The following is a 19,121-nucleotide window of genomic DNA, read 5'->3' as shown; positions in this document are numbered from 1 at the left end:
TAACGACTGGACCACTACAGGGGGCTCACCTCACTCGGATGCAACACGATCCACGTTGCGACTCAACGGCACTGGTTCCCGGAGATCAAGCCGATTATCGGTGACGAGAGCATGCCGCCACCCTGGCAGATCGTCTTCTCCAAGCGCGGCAATGAGAATGTCGTTGTCACCAACGGTCAATGGTTCGGCTTCGACGGCACCTATATCCGCGTTCTTGACCACCAGGACGCCGAAGCCAACTACACCATCACCGACGCCCCGGTGCCGCCATCGCTACCATCCGACGACCCGACCTAAGCGCCCAATCCTTACTTCTCGAGATGAGCTGGTACTTCTCCCTGGCGGCGAATCCGTCTAGTCAATCGCTGCAGGAGGGAGGGTCTTGGAGAGGCAGGCTGAGGGATTAGAGCCGCAATCGCGTCCTTAATCGCGTAGTTGAAGGCTATTTGTGCGGACGTCAACGGTTTGATCGCCTCTTTGAACTCGTTCTCGGCCTTCTCTGTATGCAAAGCGTTGAGCGCAACGGTTAGCTGCTCAGGTGACTGTCCAAGGCACCTTCCCGATGAAAGATCAGTACGGGAACACCGCGAACGACATCGTCGTCAACGTGACTTATTAGCGTTCAACCTTGGACAAGATCAATTTCGACGGGGTGAGTAGCGACCGGATTTGGGAGATCCGTGACTCTGGATTTATTGCTCCCGCTTTCAGGCCGTAGGGCTATGACGGAACCACCTCAGCAGGAGGAGCCGCCCGCGAGGCGGTTTACCCCAGAGCAGATCCGCATCGTTACTTGCTGGATACAAGTGGGACGCTACGACTGGGGGACCGCCCCCGTCAGCACCAGCAACTTGACCACCAGCGCTGTTCCCCCCGAACCTGCCGCATCACTACGCGAACTGCGGCGAGGCCTGGGCTGACGGCAGGACAAATATCCCGCGCGGAGATATCGACTACCACCCGGCGCTGGACCGGGACGGCGATGGTGTTGCATGCCAGCGAGGTGGTGGGTAAGCCGACATGGTGGGGGTAAACGACGGCGCAGCCGACCTCGACGACCTGGCCAATTCGCTCGACAACGTCGTTGGTGAGGCCAAGTCGGAGGGTGGCCTGGTGGAGGTCAAGGTCGACACCCAGGGCCGAGTCGCGGAAGTGTGGCTGGACGACCGCGTGTCGCGTGTTCCGGCGGATGAACTCGCAGAGGCGATTGCAGCGGTGTGCGGTGCGGCATTCAATGACCGGCTTGATCGGCTGGCCGACGCGATCTCGGATTATGACCACACACACGGTCTTGCCGATGGTGTGCGGGACCATCTGCACGCCGCTATCGACCGGTTGAGGTAGTCCGCACGTGGGTGAGGTCGGTCGCGCAGCGGGGCGCGGTCAGGTGGGCATACCGAATACCCTGTAAACGTTCCGGCCAGGTCGATGGTCAGGGGGAGGGGTTGTGGTCACCTTCGCGCAGTTGCGCGACGCGCAGCCTGGGCTGTGGCAAACCGCCGCTGATGATCTCCTGGCAGTGGCCAAACAGTCCGAGCGGACGGCGGGCAATATCCACGCCAATGGTGCCAAGCCGCTCGAAGAACACTGGCCCGATCACACCGGCACCCTGGCCCGCAACGTGCTTGTTCAGGTTGCCGCACGCATGGTCAATTCCGGCGTCCTGGCGCGGGGTGCCACCACACCCTTGGACACGTTGCAGGACGCGGTGGAGATCGCGCAGCGAGAACTGAACGCTGCAGTATCCGACGCGACCGCCAAGGGCTTCTCGGTCAGCAACGACGGAATAGTTAATGTGCCCAAAGCCAGCGTGGACCCGGTCCGCGATCTGATGACCGCGTTGCAGTATCAGCAACGGATCGCTGACGCCGTGCAGGCCGCCACCCAGGCCGACCAGCTCTGTGCCGACGCCTTGACCGCCGTGAGTCTTGACCCCGACGACATCACCGTGGAACAAGCGCAGAACGCGCAGAGCGCGGCAGTGCGCAAGGCTGTTGAAGAGATGCGCGATCAGCTCCCAGACGGCCTGCCCCCGGAGGAGGTCGGCAAGTGGTGGGCGGCTCTGACTCCGCAGCAACAGCAACAACTTCGTCTTGCCGCTCCCGTAGAGTTGTACGACCTGCCTGGCATACCCGCCGACGTCAAAGCTCAGCTGACGAACGGCGGCAACGGCTACAACCCCATCGAGGCGATCCGGTGGGCTAAAGCCAACGCCGACAACGAAAGTCTCAATAGGTTCAATAACAACTGTGCGCTGTTCGTGTCCGAGTCGCTGCGCCGTGGCGGATTGCCTGAGAGGGAAGGTCAGTGGGCAAAGCGCGACTGGCTCGATTCGGTGCCCGATGTCCCCGCAGTGCCGCCGTGGGTTCCCGAACTACATGGTAAGGATGCGGATTCGGTTCGCTACACCAAGTCCTGGTACAACGCTGACGAACAACGGCTTTTCCTTCTCAATACTGGTGGGTCGGCGGTACCTGAGTCGGCTGCTCGTCCGGGGGACGTCGCTTACTTTAACTACGCTGACTGCGCTTTTCACCAAGGTGAGCTAAGTCATCACGCGGCGATAGTGTCCGCTGTACTGCCTAATGGTGACGTGCTTTACACCCAGCACACGCCCGGCGCTGTTGACTACAGTCTTCAGGACCGGATGCCGATGCGGCTACAGGAGCAAGGAAACCAGAGTGTGACGATAGTTCGGCCGCAGGGGACCCGGTGATGACCCTCATCGGCACGCTATGGGTCCGGAAGTCTCGGTGGTGGTTCGTCGTATCTGCAATCTTGTTCTGCGTTGCCGCAGTGCCGTTGGGTATTGGTTCGTGGCGCAATCACGTCTGGGAACGCGAGGTCTTGCGACGAAACTGCATGCCACCACTGCCGTCGCACCCCGACACGGACATGCTCGGGCAGGCAGGCTTCAGCCTCGTCGTCATCGCGATGGTTTTCTTACTCATCGGCCTAATACTTGTACTGATCGGTCGTCATCGATGGTGGACCAAAGTCATTGCCGCAGTTGTCATCGCAGTCGTCTTGATATTGGGACTTTGGCTTGTCGTGCTGCTCATCTTCGTGAACGACTCAACCGGAGACACGTTGCCGTGCCAATATCTGGTTGGTTGATGCCGAGAGGATTTACAAGTGAGCGGTGACTTCGTTCAAATTGCACCCACCGAGGTCAAGAACGCTGGAAGCACCATCGAGACCGAGGCAGCCACGGCACGCGCCGCGCTGGTTCCGCTGTTCGACTCGGCGCAACCTGCGGCCAGCGGGAATCCGGGCTTCGTTACTGGGCCTAAATTGGTCGCTTTGGCGGACTCGCTGAAGCGCGAGATGGAGTCCACGATCACCAGGTTGGCCGGAACTGGCAACGCCATAGTTTCCTCGGCGCAAGCCATGTACAACGCCGACAACCCTTTCGGGATGAACATCGACGCCGACAACGCGACCGGCCTCAGCCGTGTCGCCACCGCATTGAACGGACTCGGAAAGCCACCGCCGCAATGATATTCGAGCTTTGATTGCGCCACGGATAGTGCGGCGTTCTCCTAGGTCAAGTAAGCCCTCGGCACTCGCCGATGACTACGGGGTTCGAGCAGACGCTTACGTCAGTCTGAGTGAGACAACAGGCCGCGCAGTTGCGGAAACGGTGAGACGGTCAACATCTCCGGCAATGTATCCATCGTAAAGACGCGTCCGTCCGTGTCACGCAGCACGGGGCCGAGCGTGTCGTTGACGCGATTCCAACCGATGCCGCTTAACACTGACCTGTGTGGTCTCAGGACATGGGTGACGCATCGTTGTCGGGACATGGTTACCGTTTCCGGGGGCGGTGAGCGTTGAAGTTGCGGATGGGTGTGGTGGATGTCCGCGCGTGTAGTGAGAGCTCTTTGATGCCGTCGAGCACGCGGAAGTGATGGTCTTCGATCACGATGGTGACAATGGTTCCGGCGTGTGTTCGTCCGACTCGCAGTCGCTGGCCGCGCAACCATCACGACGCCGTCTTTGGGAACTCGCCGCTGCACGCTCTGGGGTCCTGCTGGTGGCGGTGGTGGCAGTGCCGACGTCGCGGGTCGGGCATCCTTAATCAGCTCAATCTCGTTGAACGGTAACGGGTTCGGCAGAGTTTTCAGCAGCATGTTGCCGGCCGTGGCGTGGATGAGGCCGACGTCGAGTCGCAATGTGACCCTGGTTCCGGCGATGCCCGCGCCGAGTGCGAGTTGGTGGCCTCCGACAACGACGATGCCGTCGCGGCTGGCGGTGCGCTCTATCTCGATCGGTCTCGGTCCTGCAGCGGTCCCGACGGTGGTCGGTGCTTGGCCTGCGGGGTCAGGGCGTCCGGTCCGGACTCCACGCTGCGAGAGGCGTTCGAGATCGGCGGTGGTCACTCGCGACGGCAGGTCTTGATGACGTCTCCGGCGAGCAGGATGTGGATGCTGGACAGGTGGATCCACAGTGTCACCGTTAATCCGGCGTAGTTCTTGCCCACCCAGAGCTGTTGTAAGCCCGCGATCACGATCACCCCCGACGGTGGCACGCGAGCTTCCATTTCGATGGGCTGGGTCCCACTGCCGTTGTTCGATGCTGACCTCAGCGGAAGGGAAGCGGTGGGCTCGTCGGGGCGGGCGGTGTCGGCACCAGGGTGCGCAACGGGTTCGGTGGCTCGGCTGCGGAACAGGCTCGCTGGGGTGGCCATGTCCAGCGATTGGTGAGGGCGCACCGTGTTGTAGGCGTGTACCCATTCGTCGATCGCTGCCTGGGCGGCCTGCATAGACTCGAATGCCCCTGTCTCGTCGAGCAGTTCGCGTCGTAAGGTTCGATGGAACCGCTCCACCTTGCCGGTCGTGGTCGGGGAGCGGCGTTTGGTCAGTCGGGCGGTGATGCCGTTCTCGCGGCAGATCCGCTCGAAGAGGACCTCCACGGGTAGTGGCCGGGTGAACTTGCCAGTGAACTGTTTGCCGTTGTCGGTGAGCACCTCAAACGGCACACCCCAGCGGGCTATCGCGGCCAGGAACGCATCGCACACCGCAGGACCTGACGGGACCGGCAACACCGTGGCGGCGACAACGAAGCGGGAATGATCGTCGATGGCGGTGAGCATCTTGTGTTCGCGCCCGTTGGCCAGGAACACCCCGCCAACGATATCGAGTTGCCACAGGTGCATTGGCGCTTCCCGTGCCCCTCGTTTGTAGACTCGTTTATGTTGTTGCTCTTGGCTATTCACTAAACCGTTGCGCACCAGTACGCGGTGGGTCGTGGAGCGAGACGGAGCCTGGCCACCAATTTCGAGTGTCAGTTCGTAGGCGATTCGACGGGCGCCCCAGCGTCGGTGGTGGCGGCGCATCTCGCAGATCAACGCTTCGACATCAGCAGCGATACGGCCCGGGCTGGAATGCGGGCGACGCGACTGATCGGCCAGGGCGTCTAGACCTCCGGTCACGTAGCGCTTGCGCCACGCTGTGACCGTCTGCCGGGTGACGCCGTAGCGTTCGGCGACCTCGCTGACAGGTGCGCCGTCATTGACCTCGCTGACAGCGCGTAGACGGATCTCGACCATGACACGTGCCGCAACGTCGGAATCCGATTCAGGAACCTCTGAAGTGACCACCGCGAGACCGTCGCAGGCCCAGGTTGCACGTCAACCATGTCCCGATGACGAACAGTCAAAAATGTCCTGACCCATACAGTTGCTGTGAGCAGCGTTCTTCTGGTACTCGGCGGTGTCTCCGAGGGCGAGGCGCAGGCAGCACCCATGGGATATGAAGTGCCCGCCAGTCCGGTAGGTCAGCTACCTCAGAGTCCGATGGGCCAGCAAAACGCTCTACGCGCAGCGCAGCAGTATCTCAATGTCGCCCCATTCTCGCGAACCGGACTCATCGACCAGCTCGTAAGCATTGACGGCTATTCAACGGAAGATGCCTCATACGCGGTAAACAGCCTCTCTGTCGACTGGAATCAACAAGCCGCGAAAGCGGCGAAGCAGTACCTCAGCGTCACCTCCTTTTCCCGCAGCGGACTTATCGATCAGTTGGTGAGCATCGACGGGTATACCAGTGCGCAGGCGCAGTACGGAGTTGCTGCTGTCGGATACTGACACCACTTGGCAGTCTGCGCGCATCACCGAATTTCGCAGTACGTCAGGACCGCCACGTGTTCCGGTTTTCGCCCGCATGAAGCTTGTCTACTCTTCGACAGGCTTCCGTACTCTACAAATGTCAGTGACACCGGGGGAGCCAAAATGGTAGGGGTTAGCGACGACTCTGCCGGCCTCGACGACTTGGCTAATTTGCTGGACGGCGTGGTTGGGGAGGCCAAGTCAGAGGGCGGTCTGGTGGAGGTCAGGGTCGATACCCGGGGCTGCGCGCCGAGGTGTGGCTAGACGACCGAGTGTCTCGTGTCCCGGCGGACGAACTCGCAGATGCGATCTCTGAAGTGTGCGGTGCGGCGTTCAACGACCGGCTCGACCGCCTGGCCGACGCGATCTCCGACTACGACCGTGCACACGGCCTCAACGATGGCGTGCTGGACCCCCTGCACGCCACCATCGACCGACTGAGGTAGATCGCAACTTGGTCAGTCAAGTGCGCATCCCCTTCGCGCAACTCTTCACGGCTCAGCCCGGCACCCACATATCCTGTTACCGTTCCGGCCGGACCAATCGACGTGGGGGAGGGTCGTGGTCACCTTCGCGCAGTTGCGCGACGCGCAGCCCGGGCTGTGGCAAACAGCCGCCGATGACCTCCTGGCAGTGGCCAAGCAGTCCGAGCGTACCGCGAGCACATCCACGCCAACGGTGCCAAGCCGCTTGAAGAACACTGGCCCGACCACACCGGCACCCTGGCACGCAACGTGCTGGTCCAGCTCGCCGGACGAACAGCCAACATGGGCATCCTGGCGCGCGGAGCGACCACCCCGCTCGACACCTTGCAGGACGCGGTGGAAATCGCCCAGCGCGAGCTGAATGCTGCAGTCGCCGAAGCCACAGGCAAGGGTTTCTCGGTGAGTGACGACGGTAGAGTCGGTACACCTAAAGCCAGTGTCGACCCGGTCAGCGATCTCATGACCGCGCTGAGATATCAGCAACGGATTGCCGACGCAGTGGAAGCCGCCACACAGGCGGACCAGCTCTGTGCCGATGCCTTGAGCGCGGTGAGCCTCAACCCCGACGACATCACCGTGGAGCAAGCGCAGAACGCGCAGAGCACGGCTGTGCGCAACGCTGTTGAAGAGATGCGCGATCAGCTCCCAGATGGCCTCCCCCCGGAGGAGGTCGGGAAGTGGTGGGCGGCTCTAACCCCGCAACAGCAGCAACAACTTCGTCTTGCCGCTCCCGTGGAGTTGTTCGATCTGCCCGGCATACCGGCCGACGTCAAAGCTCAGCTGACCAACCACGGCACGGGATACAACCCTATTGAGGCCTTAAGGTGGGCGTACGCCAACGCCCCGAACGAGGGTCTCGACCGTTTTCCTAACAACTGCGCATTCTTCGTGTCGGAATCGCTGCGGGTAGGTGGTCTACGACAAGTGGAAGGCCGTTGGAGTAAAGAGGATTGGGCCAACCCGATACCCAATGTGCCCAGCGTCCATATCCCCTTCACCGATCGAAATTTCGATGCTGATCAGTACCGGTATACGAAGTCCTGGTACAACGCCGACGAACAACGGAGCTTTCTGGTGAATAGCGGTGGGGCTCCGGTTCCTGTCTCGCAGGCTCGTCCCGGCGATGTCATCTATTTCAACTGGAGTGACCCCGCCGCGCACAACGGTGAAGTCAGCCACCATGCAGCAATAGTGTCGAGCGTCCTTCCGAACGGCGACGTCCTCTACACCCAGCACACTCCGGGCGCGGTCAACTACAGCCTGGAAGACCGGTTGCCAATCAGGCTCCAGGAACAGGACCCTCAAACCGTGGTCGTCGTTCGCCCGCCGGGAGCGCGATGAGCAATTTCGCTGTTGTGAAACGGGCTAGGTGGTGGTTCGTTGCTGCCGCGACACTGCTTGCCGGTTCATTGGTGGCTCTGTATGTGGGTGCATGGCGAGTTGACGCCTGGGTGCATCAGCTGGAGAGCAATCACTGCGCCATGCCCTGGCCACCTGCGCCAAACCTCACCGCGACGGGTGGGGCAACGATCGGATTTGTTATCCCCACCATGGTCTGCCTGGTTGCCGCGTCAGTGCTAGTCCTAATCGGAGCGCACCGCTGGTGGCTGAAAGTTCTTGCGACGCTTGGTGTATTAGGTGTTCTGCTGGTGACGTTATTCATCCTGCTCGTCGGGTACAGCGACGCAACCTCCGAACTTGATCGTTATACGGTGAGTGGCAGCGACGGAGGACCGTTGTGTCCGGCTTCGGGGTAGGCGCAGAGGGGATGTCGAATGAGCGGTGACTTCGTTCAAATCGCACCCGCCGAAGTCAAGAACGCTGGAAGCACCATCGAGACCGAGGCAGCCACCGCACCGCCGAAGTTGGTGGCTTTGCTTCCTGACACCACCGACCTGGCGCGAATGCTGACGCCGAGCAGATCGACAGCCGGAGCCGTCGCCCGGGAGAGTTAGGTGTCGTGCAGTGGCGGCCACCGAGTGAGCATTGACTATGTCAGAACCGGCGGTGCCGAAGGCGCTCGCGGCCCCGGCGCATTCCCGTGCTGGGTTGGGCGGCGGCCGGTGTCCGCCCAGAGATGCGTTCGCATTGGTGCCGGTGAGTTGTGGGACTCCTGGGCCGCCGAGCTAGTGGGCGGGGGGCGCGCTCGAAAGCTCGGAAGGAGCGCGGATGTGTACACCGATGGGTACAGTCGCGGTATGGAAAACCCGTTGACCAGTGCGCCGTCAGGGTTTCGAACCCCGGACCCGCTGATTAAGAGTCAGCTGCTCTACCAACTGAGCTAACGGCGCGTGCTCGGTCTGAGACCGGCTCTCGACAATAACAGGCATTGCGTCGCAGAGCGAAATCCCTCACAGTGAGCTACAGCACCAGCAAAGGTAATCCTCCGGACGGCCTCGGTGGGTGGCGGGGAGGCACTACAATACTGGAAACAATCCAGGAAGATGCTGGGGACCGAACCCAGGCAAATGCGGCGGGAATCCGAGGTCAGCGGCGACCATCGTGAGCGAGCAGAAGTTGAAAGGTCACTTGATGGCGCCTTTGCGCAGACGTCGACCGTGGCTGGTTCTGGCCATGGTCTTGGTTGCTGTGTGTGGTGTCGCCTGCGGCAGCGGCGGCAACGGGCCGGTCGCCGCCAAGGTGATCGAGAACAAGGGCACACCGTTTGCCGATCTGCTGGTCCCCAAGCTCACCGCGTCGGTCACCGACGGGGCCGTAGGGGTGACCGTGGACGCGCCGGTGACTGTCGCCGTCGCCGACGGGGTGCTGGCTTCGGTCACGCTGATCAATGAGAACGGCCGGCAGATCGCCGGACAGCTCAGCCCGGATGGGCTGCACTGGCAAACCAGCGAACACCTCGGCTACAACCGGCGCTACACGCTCAATGCCAAAGCGACCGGACTTGGTGGCGTCGCCGACCGGAAGATGACTTTCCAGACCAGTTCCCCGGCGCACCTGACCATGCCCTACGTGGTCCCCAGTGACGGTGAGACAGTGGGCGTCGGCCAGCCGGTAGCGATCCGGTTCGACGAGAACATCGCTGACCGGGCCGCCGCCGAGAAAGCCATCAAAATCACCACCAACCCGCCCGTCGAGGGTGCCTTCTACTGGCTGAACAGACGCGAGGTGCGTTGGCGCCCAGAACATTTCTGGAAGCCAGGCACCAACGTCGACGTCGCTGTCAACACCTACGGGGTCGACCTCGGCGAGGGAATGTTCGGTGAGGACAACGTCAAGATGCACTTCACCATCGGCGACGAGATGATCGCGACCGCCGATGACAGCACCAAGACCATCACGGTGAAGATCAACGGTGAAGTGGTCAAGACGATGCCGACCTCGATGGGCAAGGACAGCACGCCGACGAACAACGGCATCTACACCGTCGGCGCCCGGTTCAAGCACATCATCATGGACTCGTCGACCTACGGCGTTCCGGTGAACTCGCCCAACGGATATCGCACCGACGTGGACTGGGCCACCCAGATTTCGTACAGCGGAATCTTCGTGCACTCCGCGCCGTGGTCGGTGGGCGCCCAGGGCCACTCCAACACCAGCCACGGCTGCCTGAATGTGAGCCCCAGCAACGCGGTGTGGTTCTACGACCACAGCAAGCGTGGGGACATCGTCGAGGTCATCAACACCGTGGGCGGCATCTTGCCGGGTACCGAGGGCCTGGGCGACTGGAACATCCCGTGGGACCAGTGGCGCGCCGGCAACGCCAACGCTTAGCGACCGATTGCCACCCTCAGGCCCGCAATACGCCGCCGAGCGCGGCCAGCGGAATGTGCGCCTCGACCGTGCCGCCATCCATGTACCACTGCGGCAGTCCGGGTAAGTAGTTGATGGGCTCGTCATGGCCGACGGGATAGTCGGGCATGTAGAGAATCAATTCATCAGGGGTCAACGCCCAGGCGCGGTAGCTACCGGAGTACACCTTGTCCGGGGTCCACCGGTCGACGGTGAACGGGTAGGTTCCCGGATCATGCGGCGGCGCAGCCTGATTGAGCGCGGTCTCGATGAACGGCTGGGCCGGTCCCGCAATTGCGCCGAGTGAACCGTTGGTCAGGTCCGCCAGCTGCACGCGCCGACCGCCGGCCATGTCGAAGGTGAAAGTGCGATAGGCGTTGTTCGGCTTGGGCCCGTCGGCGTGATAGTCCTCGTGGAACACCGTGCTGAGCAGATTGCCGTGTTGGAAGACCTGAAAGTTCTCCTCGCCATAACTGTCGGCGGCCATGGCTGTGTTGGCGCGTCGCCAATTCCCGACCAGGGTGCGCAGGTAGTCGCGGATCACCGGACCGGTCGTCTGATTGTCGACGAGGTCGACGGGCACCGCGACCTTGATGTCGCGTACGGCGTTGCGCTCCGAGGTGACCGCGGTGTGACAGTACTGCCCGTCCCAACCGCCGCCGAGCTCGCCGCAGAACGACTCCGCCGATGCATTCGCGGATGCCACGTGCAGGGCGGAACAGCTGCCGGCGGTCGCGAGCAGCATCGCTGCGGCGACGATTCTTCTGATCACAGCTTGTCACTCCGATTCGGCTACAGCAGTTGAACTTTGGCGGCGCGCCAGCGACCGTCGACTTTTTCCATCGTCATCTTGATGCGGCTGCGGTCGATGCGCGGGTCGGGCACCGCCATGTTCGCCACGGTCTGGTCGATGAAGACCAACACCACGACTTTATCCGCGGATCGGGACGCGATCGCCGAGTCCACCACCACCCCGTGCGCGGTGGCTTTATTGTCGATCAGCAGTTGCCGCAGCTGCACGCTGGACTGGGTGTACATGTCCTTGAATTCCCCGGTCGAGCCGTCGAGCACCTGCCGGAAGTTCTCGTCGACGTTGTTGGAGTCGATGCTGGTAAGCACTCCGGCATACTTGATCGCCGCCTGCTGGGCCTGCTCACCGGCCACCTGCGCCTGATGCTGTTGCCACTGCTGCCACCCCAGGAAGCCCGAAACTGCAAGGGAGGCAACAAGCAACACCGGCATGATGCCGCGGCGCAGATAGCTGCCCCACGGCCGGCGGGTCTTATCCCTCTTCTTCTTGGACTTCTTGCTCAGCAGCGCACTGTCGTCATCTTCGTCCTCGGCTACCTCGTCTGCCTGGTCTGCGTCTTCCGCCTCCGCGGCGGTGTCTTCGAACTCGGTGTCTTTGGTCCCCGAATCGTCGATGTCGGTATCCTCGACTGTTTCCGTTGCAGCAGCGATCTTTTCGAGAGTGATGGTCTTCTCAGTAATTGCGGTCATCGGTGTCTCCTCGTGCTGTCGGGATTAGTGCGGGGGTTCGATCGGTAGGGTCGGGCCGCCGTAGGGGGTGGGAATCGTGTAGCGGCCCCGCGGCGTCGGGTCGGTTCGCCGGCCCAGGTCTGCACCGGGCGGGGGGCCGGCGGTGTCGTCGCCGGCCGGCCGCGGCGCATTCTTGGCTCCCCGGATACCGACCCCGGGGTCGTCGTCGCGGCAGTAGGTGTACATGAATGGTTCGAAATAGTCTGCGGCCGAAGGTGAATGCGTCGGGTTGCCGTAGTTGCACGCGTACCGCGGATACAGCTCCGCCGTCGCGAACACGCCATGGTCGTGGAAGGCACTGGCCACCGCGTCGAGCACGGATCCGCGGTAATCGGGAAACAGCGCGTTCAGCGCAGGCACCCGCAGGTAGAGCAACTGCGCGGCGGTGGCCAGGCTGCCCAGCAACTGCACCATGGTCTCGGAGTTGTCGGTGAACAGGCTGTCGATGGCCGACAGCGTCCGCGGTGTCTGCTCGGTCAGCCGCCGGTACCCGCCCTGCATTCTAGCGACCCCCGCCAGGGTCCGGTTGAGACCCACAGTGGCGGCAGCCAGTCCGGCGTTCTTGTCGGCGGCCAGGGTCAACACCACCCGGCTCGTCTTGAGCAGACTGGTGGTTTGCGGCAGCACCGAATCGAGGGTGGAAAGCAGGAAGGTGCCACCGTCCACGATGGCCGCGAGCTTGCCCGGTCCCTCCTTACTCATGCTGAGTTCCCGCTTGATCAGCTCGATCTTGCGTGGATCGGCTTGGGCCAGCAGGCCGTCGGCATCACCGAGCAGCTTCGCCAGACTGACCGGGACGGTGGCGTGGCCGAGACCGATCAAGCTGCCGTCGTGCAGGTATGGTCCGGCGTCGGACTCCGCCTGGAAGTCGATGTACTGCTCACCGGCGGGGGACAGGGCCGACACGTGCGCCACCGCCGACGCCGGGACCCGCACCGTGCTGTCGATGCTGGCGATCGCATTCACACCCTGGTCGGTGAGCTGCAACGACTCGACGCGACCGATCCGCACCCCGCGCAGCGAGACATCCTGATTCGGCAGCAGCCCACCGGATTCCGGCAACTGCACGGTGACCCGGTAAGACGACGCGAACGGCTTCACCCGCAGCGCACCGATCAGCAGATACGCGGTCGCAACTACCAGGGTCAGCACCAGCCCGGCCACCGACAACCAGACCTGTCTGCGGTGGCCGGCACGCACCAGCCGCACCAAAGTCTCTGCCGCGGAGCCGATCACGGTTGTGGTCCTGGCGATAGCAGACCGGGCAGCTCCGGTGCGGGCGGGGCGTGCGACGTGCCCGGCGTGGGGCCGACCAGCAATCCGCCCGGGACGTTCGGATCGGGGACCACCGGTACCTGCACGGCCTCCGGCCCGCGGCCGACTACTCGTTCCTGCAACCGGAACAGGGTGTACTTCAGCGTGCCGACGAACTCATTCCAGGTGAACCGGGTCGGGCCGTGCAGACCGCGGTCGCCTGGGAAGCCGATGTCGGGTATCGCTCCCAGCACCAACTGGTCGACACCCACATGCACTGAAATCGCGCTTCCGGCAGTCGATTTGATCAACACCGGCAACAGCCGGTTCAACGCCAGCCAGCTGGTGTCGGGGCTGACTGCGACGTCGTTGGCAGCCGCGGCGATGGTGTTCAGGTCGCGGATCACGCTGCGGCCACTGGTGTCGGTTCCGCCCAGCGACGGGAACCTGGACAACAGCCGGCTGGTGTCGCCGAGTCGCACGACCAGGTTGGTCAGGTCGGTCGTGTTCGCGGACAGGGCGCTCATGGCCGGGTTGGCCGCCGCCATCAGTTCGCTCAGCTCCTGATTCTTGGCGTCGAGTTGCGCACTGAGATTCGACATTTCGGTCAGTGCACTGGAGATCTGGCCGGACCGGGCGTCCATCGTGCTCAGAAGTTGGTTAGATTTTCGGATCAACTCACCGAACGCGTGGCCCTGATCACCGGTGGCTTTGCCGAACCCGTTGATGATGTTGGTGAAGTTGCGTACCGCGCCACCGTTCACCAGGATGGCGGCCGAGCTCAGCACCGACTCGACGGTCGCTGCCGCCGCGGTCGACTCCAGACCGATGGTGTCGCCGTTGGTCAGCAGGGCCGAGTCGGGTTCAGCCGGCGGCCGCACGGACACGAACACATCGCCCAGCGGCGTGGCGGTGCGTAATTCGGCGGTGCTGCCTTTCGGCAGCAGCACCCCATCGCGGATGCGCAGCGTGGTGACCGCGGTGTAGTTGCGCGCGACCATCGACTCGACCTGGCCCACATCGGCCCCGGCGAGTTTCACCTTCGCATTCATCGGCAGGTTCAGCGCGTTGGAGAACACCGCGGTCAGCAGATAACCGCCGGAACCCATTCCCGGGGCCGGAAGTGGCAGGCTGGCAAGGCCGTTGGTGGCGCACCCGGAACTGACGATGCCCACCGCGGTGAGGGCAGCGGCTGCTTTGGCGCGGCCGCTGCTCATCGCTGGCCCATCGCTGCCAGACCGTCCAGCACGTAGGTCAACCCGAAGTCGGGCCCGAAGTCCTGCGCGGTGCCGGTGCTGCAGCCGAGTTGCCGGAGACCCATCAGATTGCAGATCTCTTTGGTCAGCTGACTGTCGAAAATCATTCGGTCGGTGAGGAAGTGCGCTCGCACGGCACCGTTCTGGCGGTCCACCATGTTGTAGGCGTTGTCCGCCAGCAGCGGAGCGACGTCCAGTGTCTCGGCCAGACCGCGCCGCTCGTCGACCAACGTCTTGGCCAGGGTGTTGCCGTTGCGCAGGGCCTGGCTGATGTTGTCGCGGTTGGCATCGAGCAGCTCATTGGCCCGCTGCATCAGTTGGTCGAGCATTCTTCCGGTGCTGCCGCCGCCGATGTCCTCGTCGGCCAGGATCTGGGTGAGCTGGTGGATGGTCGCGGCGAATTCGCGCAGCTTGCCGTCATTGGCGGCGGCGGCCTCGAACAGTGAACTGAGGTTCTTGATGATGGTGGTGATCTGCGCGCGGGTCTGGGCGCCGCCGTCGCTACTGAGCCGCAGCGCCTTGGACAGTTCGTCAAGTGCCCCTTTGATTTTGCCGCCGTTGCCGTTGACGACTTCGGCGCCGCCGTTGATCACGTCGGCGATCGGGCCGCCGCCGTGACCGTCACCCTGCAGCGACCTGGTCACCTTGTTGAGGACGGCGAGCACCCGGCTGAATTCGACCGGTGTCCTGGTGCGGGTCAGGCCGATGGTGTCATGGTTGGCCAACACCGAACCGCCGCGATAGGGCGGGGTCAGCTCGATCTGGCGGTCGGTGAGAATCGATGTCGACACCGTCACGGCTTGAACATCGGCAGGGACTTTGACGTCCCGGTCGACGGTGAACTGGACTTCGACGTAGCCACCCTTGGGGATGATTTTGGTGACCTTGCCGACCGGCATGCCGAGCACCGCCACCACGTTGCCCTCGTACAGACCTGAAGCACTGTCGAATTGGGCTGTCACCGTGATCGGTCCGGGTTTGCCGGTGAAGTACCACCCGAGGCCGATCACGGTGATCACCGTCGCCACGATGGCGACGAATGTGACGACCCGGCGCCTCACTTGCAGTCCTTGAAGTAGGGGATCAGCCCGAACTGCTGGGCGCGCCCACTGAGTGCGCACATCCACGAATCGATCAGCAGTGCGTTCGGAGCGTTGAAGCTGACGGCGTTGGCATCCCCGGTCAGATTGGCGGCCTCACGGACGAACACCGGCGTGACCTGCAGCATGCTGCGCAGCAGATCGTCGTGCTGGGCCATCATCCCGGTGAAATCGTGCATATCCTTCAGCAACGTCTCCAGCCCCGAACGATCATTGACCACAAGCTGATTCAGCGTGTCGACGATATTGGTGAGCGACTGCATCAGGGCGTGAAAGACGGCGCGTCGCGCCACGAACTGGCTCAGCAGCTCTTGCGCCTGGGTGACCACGTTGCCGAGGTTCGCCTGCTGACCGCGCAGCGTGTTGGTGACCTGTTCGGTGCTCTTGAGCAGTTGACCGAGTTGGTCGCGACGCTGGGCGATGATCGACGACAACGAATCGATGTTGGCCATCGCCTGCGGTACGACCGCGGGCAGCCCCTCGAGTTGCTTGCCGAGCACCGCCAACGACTGTGCGAACCTGTCCGAGTCCACCTGTTCGAAAGTTGTTGTGGCATCTTGTAATGCGGCCTGCAGGTCATAGGGAACTGCGGTGTGCGCCAGATCGAACGTCCCGTTGGGAAGCGACCCCTGGCCGTCAGGTTCCACCGCCAGGTACCGCGAACCCAGGATGGTCGTCACTCTGATCGAGGCCTTGGAGTCCTTACCGAGCGCCACATCATCTTTGATCTTCAGACCGGCCTCGACGTGATCACCGACCAGCTTCATACTGGTCACCTCGCCGACCGGAATGCCGGCCACAGTGATGGGGTTGCCGGGCCGCAACGACGCCGCCTGCAAGAGTTCGGCCGTGAAATGGCGGTAACCGGCGCCGAGCGCATGAACTGTGAGCAGGGTGCCGATCAGCACTGCCACCACTGCGACGGCGATGGAGCCCAACCAGGACTTGCTGAAGCTCTCCAGCGGACGCTTGCGCAGCTCCGCAATTCGTTGCCGTCCTGACAAATCACCCATTGCCGACATTCCTGCATCGGGGTGTGTGCATCGCTCTATTACCCGGTGTGGCGGCATTGACGATGATCGGCACCACGTCATTGAGTCCGGGGAAGAACCCGAACACGTTCACGTCGCACAGGTAGGCGTTGCCGTAGGCGCCCTGATTTCCGATGCGGGTCAAGCCCTTCAGCAACAGCGGGATATTGTCGCCGAAGAAGGCCACCTGTGGTTCGACGTCGAGCAGGTGTCGGGTGACTCCTGGTCTGCGGTCGATGAATTCGCGTAGCGCCGGGTAGTCTTCGCGCGCGATTCGCGCCAGGTTCTGCGTCATTCGCGACGACGAACCCATCGCGGCCACCAGCTCGGGACGCCGCTGGTTGAGAGCGCCGATGACGTCGCGGGTCTGGGTGATGACGCCGTCAAGATTGACGTCCTGCGCGGCGAGGTTGGCCACCACCTTGTTCAGGTTGGTGATGACATCCCCGAGGGCCTGGTCCCTACCGGCGAAAGTCTCAGTCAGCGTGGATGTTTGACTGATCAGGGTGGCAAGTGAGGAGGTGTCGCCCTGCAACGATTCCAGGACGCCTTTGGTGAGGTTGTCGGCGTCGCGCGGGTTCAGCAGGCTGAACAACGGCTCGTAGCCGTTGAGCAGGGCGGTGACATCAAACGACGGTTCGGTGCGATCGAGGGGGATGGTGCTGCCCGGTGCCAATAGTGGTGACTGACTGCCCGCTCGACCTTCTGCGGGCCCGAGGGACAGTCCGAGGTATCGCTGCCCGACGATGTTCTGGTAGATCACCGAGGCGACGGTGTTGCCGAACAGGTGCTGGTCGGTCTGCACCACGAACGAGACCTTCGCGAGTTTGCCTTGCAGCTCGACCGTTTCGACCCGGCCCACCCTAACCCCGGCCATCCGGACGTCGTCGCCGTCCCGAAGCCCGTACACGTCGGTGAACATCGCCGAATACGACGCGGTGTTGCCGGCGACGTCGCGCCGCAGGCTGACATACACGAGCCAGGTCAGGGTCAGCGCGATCACCATGAAGAGGGTGACGCCGATCAGCGGGCCGCGAAATTTCATTTCGCCGCCCCGCTCGGCGGGACCAACGACACCGTTGTTCCGCGCGCGACGGGGCCCAGCAGCAGCTGGGTGGCGGCGGTGGCCGGCCGACCGGTGATCACGCCGAGGATGGCTCGTTCGTACTCGCTGCCGACCGGGCCGACGTTGCCGCCGAACGAGGACGGGGTGACCGATCCTGGTGCCGGCGGACCCAGCAGCGGCGGCGGTGGGACCGGTCCGTGCGCGGGCGGCGACGGGTCCGGCATGTCGGGATCGGCGCCGGTCCGTATCGGCGGCGACGGCGAGATAAACGGTGGCAGAGGCGGATTGGGGTCAGCCAGGCTGGGGTTCGGGTTGATCAGCGGCGGGCCGACCGCCACCAGGTTGCCGTCCGGCCCCACTACGGTTCCCGGCGGCGGGGCCAGGTCCAGGGGCGGGTGATAGTTCTGCGGCAACAGCACATCGGGCACCGCAGGTTTGTTCGGAACCAGCGGCGCGGTGAAGCAGCTGGGACCCTTGAGCTCACCGTAGTGCGGGCAGTCGGCCCGGCTGTAGGCGAAGGTCTGGGTGAACGAAATGCGGGCTCGCATGTTGCCGACACCCAACACCGGGTCCCAGACCTCCTGGAGGAATTTGGTGGCCAGGTTGTCCAGCTTGATCACTGCCGGCACGAAGTTGTTGGAACGCAACGCCAGCACCCCCAGCACAGGGGTGAGGTCGGTGGAGATCCTGATCAGCTGGTCCATGTGGTTGTCGAAGGATTGATACACAGTGCCCACCGTGGATTCGGCACCGGCGAGCAGGCCGGCCAGTTGTGCGCGGGTTTCGGCAAACGTCTGCATCGGCCCGACAGCCTCGTGCAGCGCGTCGACCAGATCCGGTGCGGTGGTCTGCAGTCCGCGTGCCGCGTCCATGAGCGCCGACACCGTCGAGGGGCCGGTATCGGTGCTGACGATCGAATTGAGTTGATCCAGAGCACGATTCAACTGCGCCCCGCTGTTCAACAACGCGCTGCGACGGTGGTCGGTCGCTGCACCCAGGGCCGCCAGGATGCCCACCGACCTGTCGTCGCGACCGCGCCCGGCGGCGGCCAGCAAGTCACGCAGCTTGCTGACGGTGGTCTGAAACAACACCGTCGGCAGGTCTTTGTCTTCCTGAATGTGGGCGCCCGGCCGAATCGTCGAACCCGGGCCGTTACCGACGAGCTGGACCGACGACACCGCGAACACGTTGCTCGGAACGACGCGTGCGGTGACCGCCGCCGGAATCGACTTGGCGTACTGCGGTTTGAGGTTGATCTGAACGAAGTTCGGCTTCCCGTGGGCCGCGGGCACCACGTCGTCGACCATCCCGACGAGCACGCCGTGATACTTGACGTCCGATTTTTGCGGCAGCCCGTCACCCACGTTGACCAGGTCGGCAACCACCCGCACGTAGTCATCGAGGCGGCCGGTGGACTTGAACAACAGCCCGGTGGTGAGCAGCGTTGCGACCAGGACAACCGCCACCCCGGCGCAGAGCAGCTGCCGGTCGGACGGGCCGCGTCCGTCGACGTCGAAAGAATTGGGCATCG

The 19,121-nt window shown here is 63.2% G+C and carries 20 protein-coding genes, 1 tRNA gene and 2 pseudogenes; 13 read left to right on the top strand and 10 right to left on the bottom strand.

Annotation, left to right across the window (positions count from 1 at the left end; translation table 11 throughout):
- Window positions 1-111: 111 nt before the first annotated feature.
- From AC5Y3Z_RS19080 to AC5Y3Z_RS19050, 7 genes and pseudogenes are all read left to right on the top strand, one after another.
- Window positions 112-297, top strand: coding sequence for a hypothetical protein (locus AC5Y3Z_RS19080; RefSeq protein ID WP_463829089.1), 186 nt, complete (start codon window positions 112-114; stop codon window positions 295-297).
- A gap of 232 nt (window positions 298-529) precedes the next feature.
- Window positions 530-718: pseudogene (locus tag AC5Y3Z_RS19075) on the top strand (DUF2510 domain-containing protein); the annotation flags it as partial.
- A gap of 146 nt (window positions 719-864) precedes the next feature.
- The gene (locus AC5Y3Z_RS19070; RefSeq protein WP_463829091.1) at window positions 865-1,014 is read left to right on the top strand and encodes an excalibur calcium-binding domain-containing protein; all 150 of its coding nucleotides are present in this window, start codon (window positions 865-867) and stop codon (window positions 1,012-1,014) included.
- A gap of 6 nt (window positions 1,015-1,020) precedes the next feature.
- On the top strand, window positions 1,021-1,344 hold the full coding sequence (locus AC5Y3Z_RS19065; protein ID WP_463829088.1) for a YbaB/EbfC family nucleoid-associated protein: 324 nt from the start codon (window positions 1,021-1,023) through the stop codon (window positions 1,342-1,344).
- 103 nt (window positions 1,345-1,447) lie between these two features.
- Window positions 1,448-2,716, top strand: a complete 1,269-nt coding sequence (locus AC5Y3Z_RS19060) for an amidase domain-containing protein (RefSeq protein WP_463829087.1) — start codon at window positions 1,448-1,450, stop codon at window positions 2,714-2,716.
- Window positions 2,716-3,117: a hypothetical protein gene (locus tag AC5Y3Z_RS19055; RefSeq protein ID WP_463829086.1), complete on the top strand. Its 402-nt coding sequence runs from the start codon at window positions 2,716-2,718 to the stop codon at window positions 3,115-3,117. The genes AC5Y3Z_RS19060 and AC5Y3Z_RS19055 overlap by 1 nt, the downstream gene beginning before the upstream one ends.
- An 18-nt stretch (window positions 3,118-3,135) precedes the next feature.
- Complete coding sequence (locus tag AC5Y3Z_RS19050) at window positions 3,136-3,501, top strand: hypothetical protein (RefSeq protein ID WP_463829085.1); 366 nt, start codon at window positions 3,136-3,138, stop codon at window positions 3,499-3,501.
- Window positions 3,502-3,808: 307 nt separating this feature from the next.
- Here the strand turns inward: AC5Y3Z_RS19050 and AC5Y3Z_RS19045 are convergent.
- Window positions 3,809-5,551: pseudogene (locus AC5Y3Z_RS19045) on the bottom strand (IS481 family transposase).
- Window positions 5,552-5,686: 135 nt separating this feature from the next.
- Here AC5Y3Z_RS19045 and AC5Y3Z_RS19040 point away from each other — a divergent pair.
- The 5 genes from AC5Y3Z_RS19040 to AC5Y3Z_RS19020 all read left to right on the top strand — a co-directional run bounded on the left by AC5Y3Z_RS19040 (window position 5,687) and on the right by AC5Y3Z_RS19020 (window position 8,549).
- Window positions 5,687-6,088, top strand: coding sequence for an Ltp family lipoprotein (locus tag AC5Y3Z_RS19040; RefSeq protein WP_463829084.1), 402 nt, complete (start codon window positions 5,687-5,689; stop codon window positions 6,086-6,088).
- 293 nt (window positions 6,089-6,381) lie between these two features.
- Window positions 6,382-6,555 (top strand): hypothetical protein, encoded by a 174-nt coding sequence (locus AC5Y3Z_RS19035; protein ID WP_463829083.1) that lies wholly within the window; start codon window positions 6,382-6,384, stop codon window positions 6,553-6,555.
- Window positions 6,556-6,843: 288 nt separating this feature from the next.
- On the top strand, window positions 6,844-7,935 hold the full coding sequence (locus AC5Y3Z_RS19030; protein ID WP_463829082.1) for an amidase domain-containing protein: 1,092 nt from the start codon (window positions 6,844-6,846) through the stop codon (window positions 7,933-7,935).
- Window positions 7,932-8,351 carry a hypothetical protein gene (locus AC5Y3Z_RS19025; protein WP_463829081.1) on the top strand — a complete coding sequence of 140 codons (420 nt, stop codon included), beginning with the start codon at window positions 7,932-7,934 and terminating at the stop codon, window positions 8,349-8,351. Before AC5Y3Z_RS19030 ends, AC5Y3Z_RS19025 begins: the two co-directional genes overlap by 4 nt.
- Window positions 8,352-8,369: 18 nt before the next feature.
- Complete coding sequence (locus AC5Y3Z_RS19020; RefSeq protein WP_463829080.1) at window positions 8,370-8,549, top strand: hypothetical protein; 180 nt, start codon at window positions 8,370-8,372, stop codon at window positions 8,547-8,549.
- A 263-nt stretch (window positions 8,550-8,812) separates the two neighbouring features.
- On the opposite strand, the gene AC5Y3Z_RS19015 is transcribed toward AC5Y3Z_RS19020, so the two are convergent.
- Window positions 8,813-8,885, bottom strand: a tRNA-Lys gene (locus AC5Y3Z_RS19015).
- A gap of 241 nt (window positions 8,886-9,126) precedes the next feature.
- Here AC5Y3Z_RS19015 and AC5Y3Z_RS19010 point away from each other — a divergent pair.
- Window positions 9,127-10,326, top strand: a complete 1,200-nt coding sequence (locus AC5Y3Z_RS19010; protein ID WP_463829090.1) for a L,D-transpeptidase — start codon at window positions 9,127-9,129, stop codon at window positions 10,324-10,326.
- Between the two features lie 16 nt (window positions 10,327-10,342).
- Here AC5Y3Z_RS19010 and AC5Y3Z_RS19005 read toward each other — a convergent pair whose 3' ends face one another.
- The 8 genes from AC5Y3Z_RS19005 to AC5Y3Z_RS18970 are packed head-to-tail and all read right to left on the bottom strand — an operon-like array spanning window position 10,343 to window position 19,119.
- The gene (locus AC5Y3Z_RS19005) at window positions 10,343-11,116 is read right to left on the bottom strand and encodes a mannan-binding family protein (RefSeq protein WP_463829079.1); all 774 of its coding nucleotides are present in this window, start codon (window positions 11,114-11,116) and stop codon (window positions 10,343-10,345) included.
- A gap of 20 nt (window positions 11,117-11,136) precedes the next feature.
- The gene (locus AC5Y3Z_RS19000) at window positions 11,137-11,844 is read right to left on the bottom strand and encodes an Rv1363c family protein (RefSeq protein ID WP_463829078.1); all 708 of its coding nucleotides are present in this window, start codon (window positions 11,842-11,844) and stop codon (window positions 11,137-11,139) included.
- 24 nt (window positions 11,845-11,868) lie between these two features.
- The gene (locus tag AC5Y3Z_RS18995; protein ID WP_499919289.1) at window positions 11,869-13,119 is read right to left on the bottom strand and encodes an MlaD family protein; all 1,251 of its coding nucleotides are present in this window, start codon (window positions 13,117-13,119) and stop codon (window positions 11,869-11,871) included.
- Window positions 13,116-14,354, bottom strand: a complete 1,239-nt coding sequence (locus tag AC5Y3Z_RS18990; protein WP_463829066.1) for an MlaD family protein — start codon at window positions 14,352-14,354, stop codon at window positions 13,116-13,118. Before AC5Y3Z_RS18990 ends, AC5Y3Z_RS18995 begins: the two co-directional genes overlap by 4 nt.
- On the bottom strand, window positions 14,351-15,421 hold the full coding sequence (locus AC5Y3Z_RS18985) for an MCE family protein (RefSeq protein ID WP_463829067.1): 1,071 nt from the start codon (window positions 15,419-15,421) through the stop codon (window positions 14,351-14,353). The genes AC5Y3Z_RS18990 and AC5Y3Z_RS18985 overlap by 4 nt, the downstream gene beginning before the upstream one ends.
- A 29-nt stretch (window positions 15,422-15,450) precedes the next feature.
- Window positions 15,451-16,506, bottom strand: a complete 1,056-nt coding sequence (locus AC5Y3Z_RS18980) for an MCE family protein (RefSeq protein ID WP_463829065.1) — start codon at window positions 16,504-16,506, stop codon at window positions 15,451-15,453.
- Window positions 16,499-17,569: an MCE family protein gene (locus tag AC5Y3Z_RS18975; RefSeq protein ID WP_463829064.1), complete on the bottom strand. Its 1,071-nt coding sequence runs from the start codon at window positions 17,567-17,569 to the stop codon at window positions 16,499-16,501. Before AC5Y3Z_RS18975 ends, AC5Y3Z_RS18980 begins: the two co-directional genes overlap by 8 nt.
- On the bottom strand, window positions 17,566-19,119 hold the full coding sequence (locus tag AC5Y3Z_RS18970) for an MlaD family protein (RefSeq protein ID WP_463829063.1): 1,554 nt from the start codon (window positions 19,117-19,119) through the stop codon (window positions 17,566-17,568). Before AC5Y3Z_RS18970 ends, AC5Y3Z_RS18975 begins: the two co-directional genes overlap by 4 nt.
- Window positions 19,120-19,121 lie beyond the last annotated feature (2 nt).

This window comes from Mycobacterium sp. NGS61, assembly GCF_059812325.1.
This window is presented reverse-complemented; position numbering and strand designations above follow the sequence as displayed.